General features: G+C 52.1%; 23 protein-coding genes and 1 riboswitch. Of the genes, 17 read left to right on the forward strand and 6 right to left on the reverse strand.

Annotated features, from left to right (window positions below):
- The first annotated feature begins 4 nt into the window (after positions 1 to 4).
- The 11 genes from JRJ22_RS02005 (at position 5) to JRJ22_RS02055 (ending at position 8,216) form a co-directional block, all read left to right on the forward strand.
- The gene (locus JRJ22_RS02005; protein ID WP_206102927.1) at positions 5 to 631 is read left to right on the forward strand and encodes a cytochrome (ubi)quinol oxidase subunit III; all 627 of its coding nucleotides are present in this window, start codon (positions 5 to 7) and stop codon (positions 629 to 631) included.
- Between the two features lie 4 nt (positions 632 to 635).
- Entirely contained in the window at positions 636 to 959 is a 324-nt protein-coding gene (locus JRJ22_RS02010) for a cytochrome C oxidase subunit IV family protein (RefSeq protein ID WP_206102929.1), read from the forward strand.
- A gap of 412 nt (positions 960 to 1,371) precedes the next feature.
- Positions 1,372 to 2,292, forward strand: coding sequence for a cytochrome c oxidase assembly factor CtaG (gene ctaG / locus JRJ22_RS02015; RefSeq protein WP_206102931.1), 921 nt, complete (start codon positions 1,372 to 1,374; stop codon positions 2,290 to 2,292).
- Positions 2,293 to 2,318: 26 nt separating this feature from the next.
- Positions 2,319 to 2,783, forward strand: a complete 465-nt coding sequence (locus JRJ22_RS02020; protein WP_206102933.1) for a DUF420 domain-containing protein — start codon at positions 2,319 to 2,321, stop codon at positions 2,781 to 2,783.
- 561 nt (positions 2,784 to 3,344) lie between these two features.
- On the forward strand, positions 3,345 to 4,073 hold the full coding sequence (locus JRJ22_RS02025; RefSeq protein WP_206102935.1) for a hypothetical protein: 729 nt from the start codon (positions 3,345 to 3,347) through the stop codon (positions 4,071 to 4,073).
- Positions 4,074 to 4,089: 16 nt separating this feature from the next.
- Positions 4,090 to 4,485 (forward strand): GntR family transcriptional regulator, encoded by a 396-nt coding sequence (locus tag JRJ22_RS02030; RefSeq protein WP_206102936.1) that lies wholly within the window; start codon positions 4,090 to 4,092, stop codon positions 4,483 to 4,485.
- Between the two features lie 16 nt (positions 4,486 to 4,501).
- Positions 4,502 to 5,431, forward strand: coding sequence for an ABC transporter ATP-binding protein (locus JRJ22_RS02035; RefSeq protein ID WP_206102938.1), 930 nt, complete (start codon positions 4,502 to 4,504; stop codon positions 5,429 to 5,431).
- 3 nt (positions 5,432 to 5,434) lie between these two features.
- Positions 5,435 to 6,337 carry an ABC transporter ATP-binding protein gene (locus tag JRJ22_RS02040; protein WP_206102940.1) on the forward strand — a complete coding sequence of 301 codons (903 nt, stop codon included), beginning with the start codon at positions 5,435 to 5,437 and terminating at the stop codon, positions 6,335 to 6,337.
- Positions 6,330 to 7,613, forward strand: coding sequence for an ABC transporter permease (locus tag JRJ22_RS02045; protein WP_206102942.1), 1,284 nt, complete (start codon positions 6,330 to 6,332; stop codon positions 7,611 to 7,613). The genes JRJ22_RS02040 and JRJ22_RS02045 overlap by 8 nt, the downstream gene beginning before the upstream one ends.
- Before the next feature lie 12 nt (positions 7,614 to 7,625).
- Positions 7,626 to 7,820, forward strand: a complete 195-nt coding sequence (locus tag JRJ22_RS02050) for a hypothetical protein (protein ID WP_206102943.1) — start codon at positions 7,626 to 7,628, stop codon at positions 7,818 to 7,820.
- 144 nt (positions 7,821 to 7,964) lie between these two features.
- Complete coding sequence (locus JRJ22_RS02055) at positions 7,965 to 8,216, forward strand: hypothetical protein (protein WP_206102944.1); 252 nt, start codon at positions 7,965 to 7,967, stop codon at positions 8,214 to 8,216.
- Between the two features lie 59 nt (positions 8,217 to 8,275).
- Here JRJ22_RS02055 and JRJ22_RS02060 read toward each other — a convergent pair whose 3' ends face one another.
- From JRJ22_RS02060 to ytxJ, 4 genes are all read right to left on the reverse strand, one after another.
- Complete coding sequence (locus JRJ22_RS02060) at positions 8,276 to 8,728, reverse strand: hypothetical protein (RefSeq protein ID WP_206102946.1); 453 nt, start codon at positions 8,726 to 8,728, stop codon at positions 8,276 to 8,278.
- A 164-nt stretch (positions 8,729 to 8,892) separates the two neighbouring features.
- Positions 8,893 to 9,060, reverse strand: a riboswitch (cyclic di-AMP (ydaO/yuaA leader).
- 292 nt (positions 9,061 to 9,352) lie between these two features.
- A complete protein-coding gene (locus tag JRJ22_RS02070; RefSeq protein WP_206102950.1) occupies positions 9,353 to 9,754 on the reverse strand; it encodes a VOC family protein in 402 nt (133 codons plus the stop codon).
- A 30-nt stretch (positions 9,755 to 9,784) separates the two neighbouring features.
- On the reverse strand, positions 9,785 to 10,024 hold the full coding sequence (locus JRJ22_RS02075) for a glutaredoxin family protein (protein ID WP_206102952.1): 240 nt from the start codon (positions 10,022 to 10,024) through the stop codon (positions 9,785 to 9,787).
- Positions 10,021 to 10,347 (reverse strand): bacillithiol system redox-active protein YtxJ, encoded by a 327-nt coding sequence (gene ytxJ, locus JRJ22_RS02080; protein WP_054943084.1) that lies wholly within the window; start codon positions 10,345 to 10,347, stop codon positions 10,021 to 10,023. The genes JRJ22_RS02075 and ytxJ overlap by 4 nt, the downstream gene beginning before the upstream one ends.
- A 163-nt stretch (positions 10,348 to 10,510) precedes the next feature.
- On the opposite strand from ytxJ, the gene JRJ22_RS02085 reads away from it, so the two are divergent.
- Entirely contained in the window at positions 10,511 to 10,909 is a 399-nt protein-coding gene (locus JRJ22_RS02085; RefSeq protein ID WP_206102954.1) for a MerR family transcriptional regulator, read from the forward strand.
- 34 nt (positions 10,910 to 10,943) lie between these two features.
- The gene (locus tag JRJ22_RS02090) at positions 10,944 to 11,285 is read left to right on the forward strand and encodes a thioredoxin family protein (protein ID WP_206102956.1); all 342 of its coding nucleotides are present in this window, start codon (positions 10,944 to 10,946) and stop codon (positions 11,283 to 11,285) included.
- A gap of 95 nt (positions 11,286 to 11,380) precedes the next feature.
- Here the strand turns inward: JRJ22_RS02090 and JRJ22_RS02095 are convergent, their stop codons facing one another.
- Positions 11,381 to 12,304, reverse strand: a complete 924-nt coding sequence (locus JRJ22_RS02095; protein ID WP_206102958.1) for a CHAD domain-containing protein — start codon at positions 12,302 to 12,304, stop codon at positions 11,381 to 11,383.
- Positions 12,305 to 12,557: 253 nt separating this feature from the next.
- Here JRJ22_RS02095 and JRJ22_RS02100 point away from each other — a divergent pair, with 253 nt between their 5' ends.
- Entirely contained in the window at positions 12,558 to 13,475 is a 918-nt protein-coding gene (locus JRJ22_RS02100; RefSeq protein ID WP_206102960.1) for a lipoate--protein ligase family protein, read from the forward strand.
- A 186-nt stretch (positions 13,476 to 13,661) separates the two neighbouring features.
- Here the strand turns inward: JRJ22_RS02100 and JRJ22_RS02105 are convergent, their stop codons facing one another.
- A complete protein-coding gene (locus JRJ22_RS02105; protein WP_206102962.1) occupies positions 13,662 to 14,441 on the reverse strand; it encodes a carbon-nitrogen family hydrolase in 780 nt (259 codons plus the stop codon).
- 194 nt (positions 14,442 to 14,635) lie between these two features.
- On the opposite strand from JRJ22_RS02105, the gene JRJ22_RS02110 reads away from it, so the two are divergent.
- The 3 genes from JRJ22_RS02110 to JRJ22_RS02120 are packed head-to-tail and all read left to right on the forward strand — an operon-like array spanning position 14,636 to position 16,061.
- Positions 14,636 to 15,064 carry a MarR family winged helix-turn-helix transcriptional regulator gene (locus JRJ22_RS02110; RefSeq protein WP_206102964.1) on the forward strand — a complete coding sequence of 143 codons (429 nt, stop codon included), beginning with the start codon at positions 14,636 to 14,638 and terminating at the stop codon, positions 15,062 to 15,064.
- A 40-nt stretch (positions 15,065 to 15,104) separates the two neighbouring features.
- Positions 15,105 to 15,740, forward strand: coding sequence for a nitroreductase family protein (locus JRJ22_RS02115; protein ID WP_206102966.1), 636 nt, complete (start codon positions 15,105 to 15,107; stop codon positions 15,738 to 15,740).
- A 24-nt stretch (positions 15,741 to 15,764) separates the two neighbouring features.
- Positions 15,765 to 16,061: a putative quinol monooxygenase gene (locus JRJ22_RS02120; protein ID WP_054943077.1), complete on the forward strand. Its 297-nt coding sequence runs from the start codon at positions 15,765 to 15,767 to the stop codon at positions 16,059 to 16,061.
- The last annotated feature ends 25 nt before the right edge of the window (positions 16,062 to 16,086 follow it).

A 16,086-nucleotide genomic window follows, 5' to 3' on the forward strand; every position in this document is an offset into this window, starting at 1 on the left:
GCCAATGACAACCGCACATGCTGAAGCAGTGAATGGAACGCTGCCGCACGAACCGGAAAAAGCGACGCTGGAAGGCCGCAACAAGGTGCTTGCCTTCTGGCTGTTTCTCGGCGGGGAGGCTGTACTCTTCGGTACGCTGTTCGCCACATTCCTGGCCCTGCGCAATCAGACGAACGAAGGTCCGTCCGCGAATGAGCTGTTTCACCTGCCGCTGGTGGCGGCTGCGACGTTCCTGCTCCTGGTCAGTAGTCTGACCAGTGTGTTCGCTATCCAGGCGATGCACCGGAACCGCCCGGCGCTGCTTCGCTCCTGGCTGCTCGTTACTGTTGTGCTGGGTGCAGCCTTTCTCGGCCTGGAGATTTACGAGTTCAGTGAATATGTGAGACATGAGGAATTCGGCATGACCACAAGTGCGTTCAGCTCGGCCTTCTATACGCTGGTCGGCTTCCACGGCGCACACGTTGCCTTCGGAATACTTTGGATCTCCGTACTGATCGGCCAGCTGGTCCGCAAAGGGCTGACGGTGGTAACGGCGCCTAAAATTTATGTCTCAGCAATGTACTGGCATTTTATCGATGTGGTGTGGGTGTTTATCTTCACCGTTGTATACCTGCTTGGAAAGGTGGGCTGAAGCCATGGTAACGGAACAGCATCCGCAAGAGGGCAGTGTGAAGCACCGCCACCGGCAGGAGGGCCCTCAGCGGCATATCGTAGTGTTTATTTTCTCCGTCGTGCTGACCCTGATCGCGTTCGCGGCGGTAGCCGCGGGAGGCGTCAACGCTTCCTTTGCCGTTATTCTGCTGCTGGTCATGGCTGTCCTGCAGGTGTTTTTGCAGATGGGCTTCTGGATGCATCTGAAGGACAAGGGACATCTGATGCCGATCATATTCATGCTTGGCGGCTTTTTTATCGCCGGGACCTGCATCGTGATGGCACTTTACTGGGTATGGTGGGATTAAGGCGGCGATGAGAAGAGGCCGGCGGCAGCCGTCGCCTCTTTTTTGCTTTACGGGAAATAGGGCGGCCGGGTGGATTCGGGATTCAGCTTTGGCGTTTCAATTAGTGAAAAAAATCCAGTTAATCGGCGCTTTTCTGCCCGGAATTGCGGATTAGATGGAAATACTCCACCTAGTTCTTCTGGAAAGCAGTGACTTGGCCTAAATAGAGCAAATTAGTTGGAGGTAATCCCACTAACCGCCCCGGTAGAAAGGTGAGGCGGAATTTAGCTGGAGTAAATCCAACTAATCCCCGTAAGAAACAGCTGACATAGGAAACTTTGAGGCTGCCCAATCACAGCCATTCTGTAGATCTAACTTTGGCCCGAGTAGCAATACATCTATTATCAACTCTGCACAAGGGAGGAATTGTACGATGCTGGGATTACAATACTTTAGCTTTGCCGACTTGTGGAGCCCGTTGATACTGGCAGCAACGCTGCTGCTGGCCGCCGGGTATCTGCTGCTGATCGGTCCGCTGGCGCAGCGCTTTCCAGGATCTGTTATAGTTCCGGTCCGGCAGAGAGTGCTGTTTATGGGCGGGCTGCTGGCGCTTTATCTGGCCCAGGGCGGTCCGGTAAGTCTGCTTGGGCATATCCTGTTTTCCTTCCATATGGTCAGTATGGCCTTATCCTATCTTATTGCGGTTCCGCTGATGATGCTGGGCATCCCGGACTGGTGCTGGCGTGCCTTGCTGAAGGTGAATCCGCTGCGGCGTCTCTCCTTCCTTGCCCATCCGGTGGTGGCGGCGCTGATGTTCAATGGATTATTCTCGCTGTATCATCTGCCAGTGATTCATGATTATGTGATGCTGCATTTTGCGGTCCACCGCCTGTATTATGGTTTGCTGTTCCTGACAGCCGCGCTGATGTGGTGGACGCTGATTAATCCGCTGCCGGAGCGCCGGAAGGTCGGGAGCCTCGGCCAGATCGGCTTTATCTTTTTGAATATGGTGCTGCTGACCCCGGCCTGCGGGCTGATTATTTTTGCGGGGGCTCCGCTCTATGCAACTTATAGTGATCCGAGTGCCTGGGCACGGGCGATGGGATACTGTGTATCCGGTGATCCGGCAGCACTGCTGCAGACTTTCGGCGGGCCGGACTTCTTCGGCGGACTGTCGCCCAAGGTGGATCAGCAGGTGGGCGGCATCGCCATGAAGTTCATTCAGGAATTTATTTTTGCCTCGATGCTTGCTTATGTGTTCTATCATTGGTATAAAAAAGAGAACAGGCAAGACGACGCGGACACTTCCGCGCCATCCGGCGAGCTGGGGGATGGTGTTTTGACCCGGGTATAGCAGGTAGAGCACCGAGGGGGATAATCATGGATATCTTTACAGTGTTTCCGACGATCAGTACATCTTTCATCGTAATCAGTGCGGTGCTGGTGGCTATCGGCTGGAGACAGATCATCAAGGGCAAACGTGAAGCGCACAAGAAGACAATGATCGCTGCCGCAGTGGCTGCTACCTTGTTCTTCATTGTGTACATGTCAAGAACGGTGTTTGTAGGGAATACATCGTGGGGCGGACCGGATAATCTGTCGCTCTTGTATCACATTTTTCTGATATTTCATATCGTACTGGCAACGGTGGCAGCCGTGTTCGGGATTACGACACTTACGCTGGGCTTCAAAGCCAAGTATGCGAAGCACCGCAAATGGGGCAGAGTAACTGCTGTAATCTGGTTCATTACGGCCATTACAGGAGTTGCTGTGTACGTGCTGCTCTACATATTTTATCCTGGCGGGCATACCAAGCCGGTCTGGGATGCAATCTGGGGTTTTTAATTGGTTTTGAAGGCGGTCTGTGTACCGGCATCTTCCGTAAGGAGGGTGCTGATGCTCAGGCCTTTTTTTATGTGTTTGAATAAGGTGAGCGGACAGCGCAGAATCCTCCAAATTCGAGGGAATGAGAGCGATAAGTCCCTCCGGATCCGCCGGAATAGGGCAGTGATGCGGAATGAGAGGTATAAACACCTCCGAATTCGAAGATAGTGGGCTACATGGCTGAGTTAAGGGGATAAATCCCGTAGAATTTGCCGGAAACAAGCTGCGTGGCGAAATTAATGGGATAAATCCCATAGAATTAGAATTCACAAATAGCTGTCTGTAGTAGATACAAATGTTAATATATTCTCCCCTGTCGCCGCTTAGTGCAGCTATAAGGAATTGAACGAATTTTCATAAGCTAACGAACGGAGGAACACAACAGTTTCAATATTTATCCAAACTAAACCTTGACTCTGGAAAATACAGGACATATACTGTGTATATAGATATATACAGTAAGCACAGAGCTATACACACTGAATCTGTATATCCTCTGAATTTAAGTGAGGTTGAGGCAATATGACAACAATCAAACAGGCCTGGATTATTGTAAGGAGTGACTTCCGCGGAGACAGGCTGAAGCTGGTGTGGGCATTTCTTGGGGCGGTCGTATTAATGGGGTACATGGGGATGATGACCGGAATGGTCACAGATGATGTGCTGGGCGAAGGGGAGGCTAAGGTCCTTGCCGACTTCATGCTCGTTACCGTCATTCCTATGCTGGGCTTTACTTTCTCCAGACGGAAGATGAAGTATGTGATGGACGATTCCTATACCCGGATGCTGGCCTACATGCGCAGTCTGCCGGTTCCATCTGCAGTGATCCTCTGCAAAAGAAAGCTTCATACGGTGCTCTCTTTTTCGTTGAACGGAGTGCTGTTCTTCGGCCTGATCTATACACTTAGCTCCGATATGCGGCATGAACTTCCTCTACCGGCCTATCTGACCTTCGCTCTAACCTGGGTCGGCTACGGGCTGATCGTTACAGGGATGTTCATTTTCATCGAACTGCTGACCAGCGGCAAAGCCTACTGTGGATGGATGTTTCTATTCATGCTGCTGTCCATCATTGCCGCTTTGCTCATTAGTCTGGCGGGAGGGAATCTCTTCCTGTACACTTTGAGCTGCTCTAAGGAGTGGGGGCTGTTGTCCCCGCTGATGTGGGGAAGCCTGCTGCTGGGAACTGCATCGGTGCAGCTGTTCTCCGCATGGACGATTCAACGGCTTAAGAGCCGCGATCTCGTATGAGAGGGCGGTGGTAAGGATGTGGATACCCATTCAGATTAACGAGAACAGCGCTGAGCCGCTGTACCATCAGATTGAAACACAGCTGCGGTCACTCATCATCAGCGGCGGAATAACAGAAGGGACACTGCTTCCTTCGATCCGCGAGTTTGCCGGAGATCTGAAATGCAGCGTCATTACGGTCCGCCGGGTCTATCAGGATCTGGAGAATGAAGGACTGCTGCGGACCCGGCAGGGAACGGGTACCTTCGTCTCCCATGTGGGAGAAGGCGCTATGGAGGAATACAAGCGGGAAGCCGTCAGCAAAGCATTGGAAAGTGCCGTCGATGTCGGTTTGTCCGTGCAATGCAGTGCAGAAGAGCTGACCCGGATATTTACGGACATCGTGAAGAGCAAATATAACAAACAGGGATGAAGGGTGGAGTCATTGCATGGTACAACAGGCCATTGAACTGCGGAATGTAAGCAAGAAACGGCGTAACCGGATGATCGGACCGCTTAATCTGAATCTCCCGCAGGGCTATATAACCGCACTAGTGGGCCAGAATGGCTCCGGCAAAAGCACACTGCTGCACATGCTGATGCAGCTGAGCTTCCCTGAAGAGGGTGAGATCCGCTGGTTTGAAGAGACGCACGGGAAGGGGATGCCGCTCTCCCTGCGGCAAACCATTGCCTATGTCCCGGAGAACTCGCAGAGCGAAGAGAATCTATGGACAGCGGAAGAGGCGGCTGAGTTCCGCCGGCAGTGGTACCCGGCATGGGACCAGCAGTATTTCGAAGAATTACTGGGCAGATTCGAGGTGCCGCAAGGAGCAAGGCTCGGCAAAATGTCAAAGGGTGAGCGCCGCAAGTTCGAGATTGCCGCTGCGCTGGCAGCCCGGCCCAAGCTGCTGCTGCTGGATGAGCCGTCTTCCGGTCTTGATCCTTTTGCCTGGAAGATCCTGATAGAAGCGCTGCGTAAATATATGGATGAGAGTAATGCAACGGTGCTGATCTGCACCCACATCATCGAGGAAGTACGGAGGCTGGCGGATTATATTGTGCTTATGCACCATGGGCAGCTGCTCGGCATGGCCGAGAAGGACAGTCTCTTCGGCTCCTGGAATGAGGTATGGGTAAATGCTGCAGATGAGGAAGAACTGCAGCATTTGGCGGCAGAATTGCCGGATGCTCTGAATTTTACCTGGGGGCAATCTGGAATGGTTTCATTTATTACCCAGAAATTTCATCAAAATGAGAAACGCATCCAGCAATTGGGCGTAAAGGTTATTAAGAGCCGGGCACTTGAACTGGATGAAATACTCAGCTTATGGACACAAGGGCATCATCCGATCCTGATTGACCAGAAGAGAGGGGACTAACGAATGGAAGCTTTGAAGCTGGAACAGGTAGTGAAGCAATATGGTGATAAAACGGCAGTAAACAGAATTAACCTGAAGGTGGAGCAAGGCGAAATTTATGGGCTGCTGGGGGCCAACGGCGCCGGCAAAACCACAACAATGCGCATGGTGCTTGGTCTGATTTATCCCGATGAGGGGAAGATTATCTATAACGGCAAGCCGTTCAGCAGCGAGCTGCAGCATCTGATGGGCTATCTGCCGGAAGAACGCGGCCTGTACCCGAAGGTAAAAGTGAGCGAACAGATCATCTATCTGGCCCGGCTGCGCGGCATGGCTGCAGGCGATGCGGAGAAGAGTCTGCGTTACTGGCTGGACCGCTTTGAAGTGCCGGAATATTACAACAAGAAGATCGAAGAACTCTCCAAGGGCAATCAGCAAAAAATGGGTTTCATCGCTGCCGTTGTACATAAACCGCAAATTCTTATCCTCGATGAAGCTTTCAGCGGACTGGACCCGGTGAATGTGGAGCTGTTAAAAGACACCGTTAGAGAGATGCGCGACCAGGGGACGAGTATCCTGTTCTCTACCCACCGCATGGAGCATGTCGAAGAGCTGTGCCGGAATATTACAATTCTTGACCGTTCCAATACAGTGGTTCAAGGAGATATCCGCGAGATTAAAAAGGGCTATCCGCGCGAGGAGGTATTCCTGCGGACGGTTGGAGAAGTCTCCGGGCTGGAGGGAATCGCCGGGGTAACCGCAGTGCAGCGGCAGGAGCGGGGCTATGTGCTGGCGATCAGTGAGATTGGAGCAGCGCAGCGGATATTACAGCACGCCCTGCTTGCCGGTGAAGTTGAACATTTCGAAATCAAGGAACCGACGCTAAACCAAATCTTTATCAGAGCGGTGGGTGAATCCAATGAATAAGCTGGGACCGATTATCGCATTTACCTTCAAAAATAAGGCGCGGACTAAATCTTTTACGATCACAACGCTGATCATCGTGCTTCTGATTACCATCGGTATGAACATTCCTTATTTTATCGACAAGTTTAGCGGCGACGACGAAGCCGGTGCTGCACGCATCGGAGTTGTTACGGAATCCGGAAACCCGGTATCGGAACTGCTGCTGGCTTATACGGCGCCCGAAGACTCCGAGACCCAGGTAACGCTGGAGTCCTATGCATCTGCAGAGGACGCGGCTCTTCAAAAGGGACTCAAGGAAGGCGACATTAAGGGTTATCTCACCTTCGGCACTGCTGCGGGCGCAGGCGTACCTCCGGTCACATACCACAGCAATGAAGGAGAGCTGGACGGAGATATCCAGAGCTATCTGCAAGCTGCCCTGCAGCAAGTCAATACGCAGCTGATTACGGAGGGTAAGCTGACACAGCAGGAGGTGGCCGCCATATTCACGCCGGTCACGATAGATACGCAGCAGATCGGCGGAGGAAGCGGGACTGGCGGCGGTCAGGATGAGTCTGCACCTGCGATCAATTATGTGATTGTCTATGTACTGCTGATGCTCTTCTTCTTGTCGATTATGCTGACCGGTAATATGATTGCCGCTGAGGTCACAGCAGAGAAGAGTTCGCGCATTATGGAAATTCTGATTACGAGCGCTTCACCGCTGAGCCAGATGTTCGGCAAGGTGCTGGGGGTGTTCCTGGTCGGGCTGCTGCAGATTGCGATCATTGCCGCGAGCATTGCGGCGAACCTGATGCTGCCGCATAACTCGGGGATTCTTACGGATTTCGATCTTGACTTAAGTCAATTGAATGTAGGTATTCTGGTTTACGGCCTTATCCTGTATATTCTGGGCTTCTTCCTGTATGCGCTGATGTATGCCGCTGTAGGCTCGATCGTGAGCCGTACCGAGGAGCTGGGCCAGGCAAGCATGCCGGTGATGATGCTGGGTTTTGTGAACTACTATATTCCGACCTTCAGCGTTTCTGCACCGGACACACTGCTGATAAAGATCGCCAGCTACGTACCGTTCACATCACCGCTCAGCATGCTGCTGCGGATCGGTGTCGGAGATGTGGCCGTATGGGAAATCGCAGTTTCACTGGTTATTCTGCTGGTCACTATCTTCCTGTTAGGCTGGCTGGCCGCCAAAATCTACCGCACAGGTGTCCTGATGTATGGTAAACGACCTAGTATCAAAGAGATTAGAAAAGCAATGAAGGCTTACAAAATTTAAGGAGTGGGAATTATGGATAAAAAACAACAACAAAACTTAGCGCTGCTGTTTATAACATCTTTCTTCTCGCTAACATCCAGCAGACTTGTTCCAGATAGCGGGTCGAATCTGATGGATTTTACGCAAGGGCTTCTGACAGGTATAGGCATTACCGGAATGCTGATGGCGATCGTATTCTTTGGCAAGTATTACAAGCGCAGCCATTAGGCTAGAAAATCGTTTCAGGGACAGCTATTTAAAGGCACCTCCGCAGTTGATGCGGAGGTGCCTTTTTTGCGCGCGGCTAAGGGACTCACTAAAACTGGTGATTCGGCCGTTTATAGTGTACCTTAATAGTAAGGAGTGGTGATTTTGAAATTAAACATAAAAACCCCCGTGCTGGTCACGGTCTCCATTGTACTGATCATAGTAAGCAGTATGCTTAGGCCCGAAGGCTCAACACTGCTGGGGGCGCTGCAGACTCTGCTGCTTGGTCTTGGAATTCTGGGATGCCTGATGGCTTTTTTACGGTTTGCCAAGAGTGGTAATAGTAAGGGCAAAGAGATAAACAAAGGCAAGAGCAAGAGTAAAGGCAACAGTAAGGGCAACAGTAAGGGCAAGTAAGCCAATAAAGCCGCAGCGGATTGCTGCGGCTTTATTGGTGAGAAGAACAGGCGCGCCATTTACACAATAGACAAATTAGCCTGTGATCTCAGCGGCTTTTGCCCTGCATTGTGCTCACGCACCTGCCTGAGCTGAGCTTTCAGCACCGGCAGGCTCTTGCCGAGAATTTTGCCGATTTCGGGCAGCGGAAGCAGCAGTCCATACCATAGGGCTTTTACAAGCTGATCGTCCCACGACAACTCTTTAGAGGTGCGCAGATTCCGGTTTTTCGCGGATTTTGCGCATTGCAGGATGCACTCCCGGTAGGCTTCTACCGGAAAGTCGGCAGCTTTGAGCTTTCCTTTGCAATAAGGCTCATACAGCTTGTTGAAGGTTCCGGCCGTCACCCGCTCTGCTTCACTGCCCTTCCCGAGCAGAATGGAGCTGAGCGCAAGGACACCTCCGCTGTACTCCCGGATATATTGCTCAAATCCGGCGGCAGCGGCCAGCTGCGAGGATAAAAGGTCAGGCATGTCAGCACGTTCCTTCCTGGATTAAAGAGATGGACAAGACAGAGAATTACAGGGTCTAACTTAAATGTATAGCGGTGCGCAAAAACCGCAGGCAGAGGAGAACCTCTGCTGCGGTCCGGATACAGGCGGAAACAGGCCTGATGCCAAAACGTGGCGGAATCAAGGGGCTCTCTCTATACACTTACGAGGTTAGCTGCAGGATTCGGGCGGTGAGAGTCGCCCTACCTGGTGAGAATGCGGGAGTCGCAGTCTCCTCAGGATTCACCCCATGGCCTTATCAGCCGGATGGTTCCCCCGTTTCCCGCTGGGCGGGAATTCAGCGTTCGAATATCATTATTTTTGCGAATCGATTCAACACGAATCATACTCTTTCCGGCATGGCTTTGTAAAAAAGCAAAGGGATTCTCTAATTGCCGATTAGCAGGGAATTGCGGCGGAAACAAGGCTGCTCTAGCCGAAAAGACTATTTATCAGCGTTTATCTGGTCATTTTCTCGCTCAGGCGTCATCTTTTGATTTTTACTGGAAAAAGGCAGCAGAGTGCGAAAATTGAACCTAGAAAAATATAAGTTCATAGGGAGATAAAAACGCCGGTGACCTTAAGCAGGTGACCGGCGTTTTCATATTAGCGTTTTGGCATTTTGCTCTCATCTATGTACAGCAGGTTCCAGCGGTGACCGTCCAGGTCGGCAAAGCCTGCGCCGTACATCCACCCGTCCACTTCACCCGGCTTACCGAAGATATTTCCACCGGCAAACTCTACTTTTTGAATAAAGGCATCTACTTCTTCTCTGCTGTTAGCACCAATGGAAAAGATGACTTCTGCGCTATGGGAAGTATCTGCGATTGTTGAACCTGTAAATTTCTCAAACGCCGCATCCGGGAACAGCAGAATCGTCGTTTGGCCTATGACAAGCTTGGATCTCTCGTTACCGACGCTCACCGCATGGAATCCAATCTCGTTGAAAAAGGCAGTTGACCTCTCAACATCCTTAACCGGCAGGTTAATCCAGATCTCCTGTGACATGGCTGTAGCCTCCTGGAATGATTCATGAATTTATTTCGCTGCAGCAATAAGTTCCTTAAGCTCAGGAAGGTTGAAGCCTTTGACCGCATATTCTCCGGATACAGTGACAGGTACTCCCATGAAGCCGAGCTTCTCTACTTCCTCCTGATAGACTGTACTGGTCATAACATCACGCACTTCGAACGGAATGCCTTGTTCTGTGAGCAGCTGTTTTACCTGATTGCAGTCGCTGCAGCCGGAGGTAGAGTAGACAATGACAGACTGGCTCATTTGCTTACGGCCTCCTTGATGGCATCACGGGTGATTTTCCAGTGGGAGGTGTTCCAGCGGACTTCTCCGTCTTCAAGCAGGAAAATTTGCGGAGATTCGTGTTTGATGCCGAATTCTTCAGCAATCTGGTTCGAGACCGGACGGTCTTCAATCACATGAACAATAGCTGCCGGTGTATCGGAGCTCTGTGCAAAGGCCAGAAACTCTTCGTTGGCTTTGGCGCTGATCGGGCAGGTTGTGCTGTGTTTAAAAAGCAGTTTTTTGCCGGGTTGCCCGACATATTGGTGCAGTTCATCCAGCGTATGGAGTTGTTGAATAGACATCGGTAAATCGCCCTCCTGGGATTCTATATTTTTGTAATTAAGATTGTAGCATAGTTCAAAATTAAAGCAAAAAATCCAGCGAAATAAAAGCCTTGACCCTGACACTGGTGTCAGGGTTTATACTGGAAGCAGACCATTTCTCATGAACCCCGGGGAGAATGCCATGAAAATAGGTGAACTTGCAGCGCGGACCGGTGTCAGTGTCCGTTCCCTGCGATATTATGAGCGTCAAGGATTGCTTACACCGCTCCGGGAGGCCAACGGCTACCGTGAGTATTCGCCGCTGGCCGTCGAAACGGTGGAGACGATTAAGCTGTATTTGAATCTGGGGCTGTCGACAGAGGAGATTGCCGGATTTCTGCATTGTGTACTGAAGAATAAAGAGGCCTTCTGTGCAGAGGTGATGCCGCTCTACCGCAGCAAGCTGGAGGAAATTGAACGCCAGATTATAGAACTGAGCCAGATTAAACTCAATCTCCAGCAGCGTATGGCTGCAATGCAGCAGGAACAGCTGGAGAGCGGGACTTCTGAGCACGGAAATGCGGAACTGGAAAATAGTTAGGCGTACAGTCATAGAGTTACGGGAGGGAAGAATTATGGCAATTATAAATGTGGAGCATGCGGAAACCCTGCGGGCGGAGCTGAACCGCAGCGGAACGGTGCTGGTTGATTACGGTGCGCCGAGATGCGGGCCCTGCAGAACGCTGCTGCCGATCCTGGAGGAACTGGATGAGGAGTATGCGGACAGCGTGTCTATAGTTAAGGTGAACTGTGATGAGCTGCCTGAGCTGGCGTCAGAGGCTGGCGTCATGGGCCTGCCTACTGTGGTCGTGTACAGCGGAGGGCAGCCGGTGGAGAAGCTGGTCGGTTTGCGTCCGAAATCCGCCTATCAAGGCGTATTAAGAAAGTATGCTGCGGTGAGCAGCAGTACCAGTTAACACATAGAGGCGGGAAGCGGCATGCCAGGCATGCGCTACCCGCCTTTTTACACATCAGAAAGTAATTATTCAAGGTTTACAAGAGTTATAAGGGCTTATTGTTCATTCAGCACTGATGTAGGCGCTTTGGCAAATGCGGCCGGAACCGGGACAACCTCGTTCTGGTGCAGGGCTTCCAGGATCTCTTCTCTGAGGCTTCCGGTAAATGCGCCCCAGGCCTTTTTGCCGACGCCCAGCTCATCGCGTCCAATGGACTGCAGGGTATCCAGCCAGACCCGCTTGTCATTAATCACTCCCAGCTGCTCCTGAATGTTCTTATAGATTTCTTCATGGGCATGAAATTTCTGATTGAGTGCAAAACCCGCGGCGCTCGCGGTATACCGCAGCTCCTTAGCCGATATTCTTAGCTCATGCAGGGCCTCGAAGGCGGCCTTGGACTCCGCTTCAGGTTCTTTAAACAACGTTTTGCAGGCCTTTTTTTTCTGTTCGAAGGCCACCTCCAGCTCACGCATGACGACGTTTGCGTCCCGTTTGGCGGTCAGGGCTTCCAGGGGTCCGGCGAGAAAAGCCGTCCAGAGCCTGTCCAATTCCTTTCCGGTCAGCTGCGCAAGCCCGGTTTCCAGCTTCTTGCGGTACTCTTTCCGTTTCTCCTTCTGATGCTTAATGACGGCCTTCAGCAGCTCAGCTGTCTTGTCATCGCCGTCTTCCTTCGCCAGTTTGCGCCGCTCTTTGAAGGAATGAATCAGAACATCTGCATCCCTGACCTTGCCGAGCATCTTCTGGGCCTGTTTAAAAGTGCTGTATAGCTCTCCGGTGGAGGAATGATCGGGATCAAGAATCGACAGCAGCGTCAGCAGCTTGCGGCTGTTTACCCTCGCCTGATGAATATCCTCATCTCCGAAATCCTTCAGTGCGTCCTTGCTGTAATCACGGAAGTTAACATAGAGCTTGATCATCGCCTGTTCCCACTGACGGGTCTTACTGGCTTGCCGGTCCTTCGTTAGCTGTTCGACGGTCATGCGGCATCACTCCTAAAGGTTGTGTGTGTATTGCATGAACTTCAGCACATTCTGTCTAACACGGGGAGTATCTTCTTTAGTATAAGGATAACGGTTGGATGAAGCGATTTCAAATGCTTTAGGTGTCCTTGCCTTCGCGCCGGGAGGGGAATGGGTTACAATAGGAGCAGTATTAATTTCACGGAAATGAAGAGCGGGCTGCCGGTTAGTTGGACAGTCTAATATTCATCTTAGAGGAAGAGGGTAATCATCAGTGGTTTCTCATGAGGGCTTGGGGCTATTAAGCAGACTCTTTGACGGGCAGGAGCAGAGAACGACCAGCGTTCTTCCTGCGGAAATGGCGGTTTTTGAGCATTTTGCCGGAGAACAGCCGGTCACGGGAGCGGAGGATATGCTGATTCCGTTCGCTTATGAAGAGACGCTGTGCCGGGACGTTGGAGCGGGAACGGTCCCGCCGTCCCTGCATCTTTGGAGTCACCCCGGAGGGGTTGCGCTGGGTCTGCGGGACAGCAAGCTGCCCTTTGCCGCAGCAGCGATGGCGGAGCTTGAAGGGGCGGGAATCCGCACGGCAGTCCGGCATTCCGGCGGTGCCGCCGTGCCGCTTGACGCGGGGATTGTCAATGTGTCCCTGATTCTCCCGAAAGCTCCGGGCAAGCTGGACTTTCACGATGATTTCCGGCTGCTGGCCTCGCTGATTGCCGAGGCCGCAGCCGTAAGCCATCCGCAGGCCGCGGCAAGGATCAGGGCCGGAGAAATCGCCGGCTCGTACTGCCCGGGCGATTTCGATCTGGCGATCGGCGGCCGCAAGTTCTGCGGCATTGCCCAGCGCAGGCAGAGCAGCGCGTACTTCGTGCACGCGTTTGTGGTCGTCTCCGGCTCCGGACAGGAGCGCGGGGAGCTGATCCGCGGATTCTATGAGACTGCGTCCGGAGGGGACGAGTCTCTGGTCTATCCGCGGGTCCGCCCGGAGACGATTGCCGCGCTTGGCGAGCTTGGCGGGCCGGATGCAGCGGCGGTGTTTGCTGCAGTCATCCGGCAGGCGGCCGCCAGCCGGGGTGTGCAGCTGACCTCTGCCGCGCAGCTGCGGCAGGAGACGGGGTATGATCTCCAGTACAGCGATCCCCGTGTGCTGGAGGCGGCGGAGATCCTGCGGGAGCGGTATGCCCGCTGAATAAGCTTGCAGCATTAAGCTTGAATCCATAAGCTTGGATGAGTGAGGCACGATCGTGCCCTAAGTAAATAAGCGCAACGAGAAGAGCAGTGATTCCCCGGTGACGGGAGGATCACTGCTCTTCTTCTTTCGGTCATAGCTGCTCAGGCCGTACATATTCACCTGCTGGTAAAAGCAGATTCTTGGCTACAAGTACAGCTCAGGCCGCCGGTCAGTGAAGATAGGAATCTGCTGGCGCACCTCACGGACCTTTTGCAGATCAATGCTTCCGCTCAGAATCATCTCGCTCTCTGCAGCTTCACTTATAACCTCCCCCCAAGGATCAATAATCATCGAATGTCCGGCAAAGACGTTCGCCGGATCGGCTCCGGCACGGTTGCAGGCGATCACGTAGCATTGATTCTCGATCGCCCGGCTGATCAGCAGGGCACGCCAGTGGGCAAGCCGCGGCATCGGCCATTCGGCACTGACGAACAGCACCTCTGCACCAAGCGCCGTGTGGGCGCGGACCCATTCGGGGAAGCGGATATCGTAGCAGATCAGCCCGGCGCATAAAGCCCCGTCCAGGGTGAACAGCCCCTTGGCTTCCCCCGGCTGCAGATACAGATGCTCATCCATCAGCCGGAACAGATGCAGCTTGCTGTATGCACCGGCCAGCCCGCCTTCACGGTTGAAGACGAACATGCTGTTGGTAATCCCGGCAGACTGCTTGCTGGCAACAGAACCGGCCACAATGTTGATGCCGTATTCCAGCGCGAGTGAAGAGATCATGGCCTTTGTCTGTGCACCGTCTGGATCGGCAATCTGCTCCAGCCGGGTCAAATCGTATCCGGTCGTCCATAGCTCAGGCAGGATGAGGCAATCGGGCTTTGCTGCGGCAGCCCTGCGGATAAGCTGTTCCGCCGCAGCATAATTTGCCCCGGGATTGCCAAATGCTATATCGAGCTGAATCAGGGATATTTTCATGCGTCAGCCTCCTTTATAGTATGAAATTATAGTGTAATCTGCCGGCAAAGCAATCCGAAGGAGGCACTAAAAAGGAAAATAAAATAAATAGTTGACGGGTCAATTAAATCGGTGTAAACTAATTTTCGTCAAGAAGATTTTGCACAATCTATTTTTTAAATCATTAAGCTCACTACATTTTAAGGAGGTTAACATTGACGGGACATCAGCCTGACGAAGAACGCATATTTGAACTGCTGCAGGCGCTGAACAAGGGAATAAGCCCGAAGTTTGAACGATGTGCCGGCATCAGCCCCACAAGGCTCCGCCTGCTCCATGAGCTGTTCCAGGTTGAAGAGATCAGCCAGATTGCGCTGCAGAAGGAAATCGATATCGATGCCGCAGCCATTACCCGCCATTTGAAGGGTCTGGAAGAGAGCGGAATGGTCACCCGCCGTAACAACCCTGTAGACAATAGAGTTACTTTGGTCTCACTGACCCAGCAAGGGCGGGATAAGGTGCATTGCTACAAGGAAGAGAAGAACCGTTTTATCAGCAGTTTACTTACCGGATTTGACGAGCAGGACCGCAAGTCACTCGTGGATAAGCTTACCCGGCTGCAGCATAATATCAATCTACTGTAGCCTTCACCCATATACCAACTATCAAAGGAGATTATTTCACATGAATGCAACGAAAACAAATGACTTCACATCGATTATTACAGGCCGCCGCTCCGTGCGCCAATATGATCCAAGTGTCAAAATCAGCAAGGAAGAAATGACCGAAATTCTTACAGAAGCTACCCTGGCTCCATCCTCAGTAAACATGCAGCCTTGGCGCTTCCTGATCATTGAAAGTGCCGAAGCCAAAGCCAAGCTGGCGACGATCGCCAAGTTTAACCAGCAGCAGGTTGAAACCTCAGCCGCTATGATCGCTGTGTTCGGCGATTTGAACAACTTCGAGTATGCTGAAGAAATCTATGGTACTGCAGTAGAGCGCGGCTTGATGCCGAAGGAAGTGAAAGAAGGCCAGCTGTCCCGTCTGGCAGTACATTTCGCCAATCTGCCTGCGGATATCAACAGAGAAACCGTAATGATTGACGGTGGCCTGGTCTCCATGCAGCTGATGCTGGCTGCCCGTGCCCATGGATATGATACCAATGCTATCGGCGGATTCGAAAAGGACCAGATTGCCGAAATGTTCGGTATGGACAAAGAACGGTACATTCCGGTAATGCTGATCTCCATCGGGAAAGCTGCTGCCGAAGGCTACCAATCCGTACGTCTGCCGATCGATAAGATTGCGGAGTGGAAATAATCTACTAACCAGGAGGAATGAACAATGATTATTATTCATGCTACACTTCAAGTGAACCCTGAACGTGAGGAGCAATTTCTGGCAGAAGCCGAGACCCTGCTGAATGCTACACATGAGGAAGAAGGCAATATTTCTTATGAGCTGTACAAGCATGTCTCCCGGAGCAATGTCTATATTATGGTGGAGGAATGGCGTGATGCCGAAGCTGTTGCCGGTCATAATGCAAGTCCGCACTTCACCGGCTTTGCGGCCAAAGCAGGCGAATTTCTGACAGCACCGCTGGATGTTAAGGTATATAACGGAGAACTGTTCAGCAAGTAAGGGCAAGTTGTTGTGAAAAAAGCTC

It is taken from the genome of Paenibacillus tianjinensis, assembly GCF_017086365.1.
GTDB lineage: Bacteria > Bacillota > Bacilli > Paenibacillales > Paenibacillaceae > Paenibacillus_AQ > Paenibacillus_AQ tianjinensis.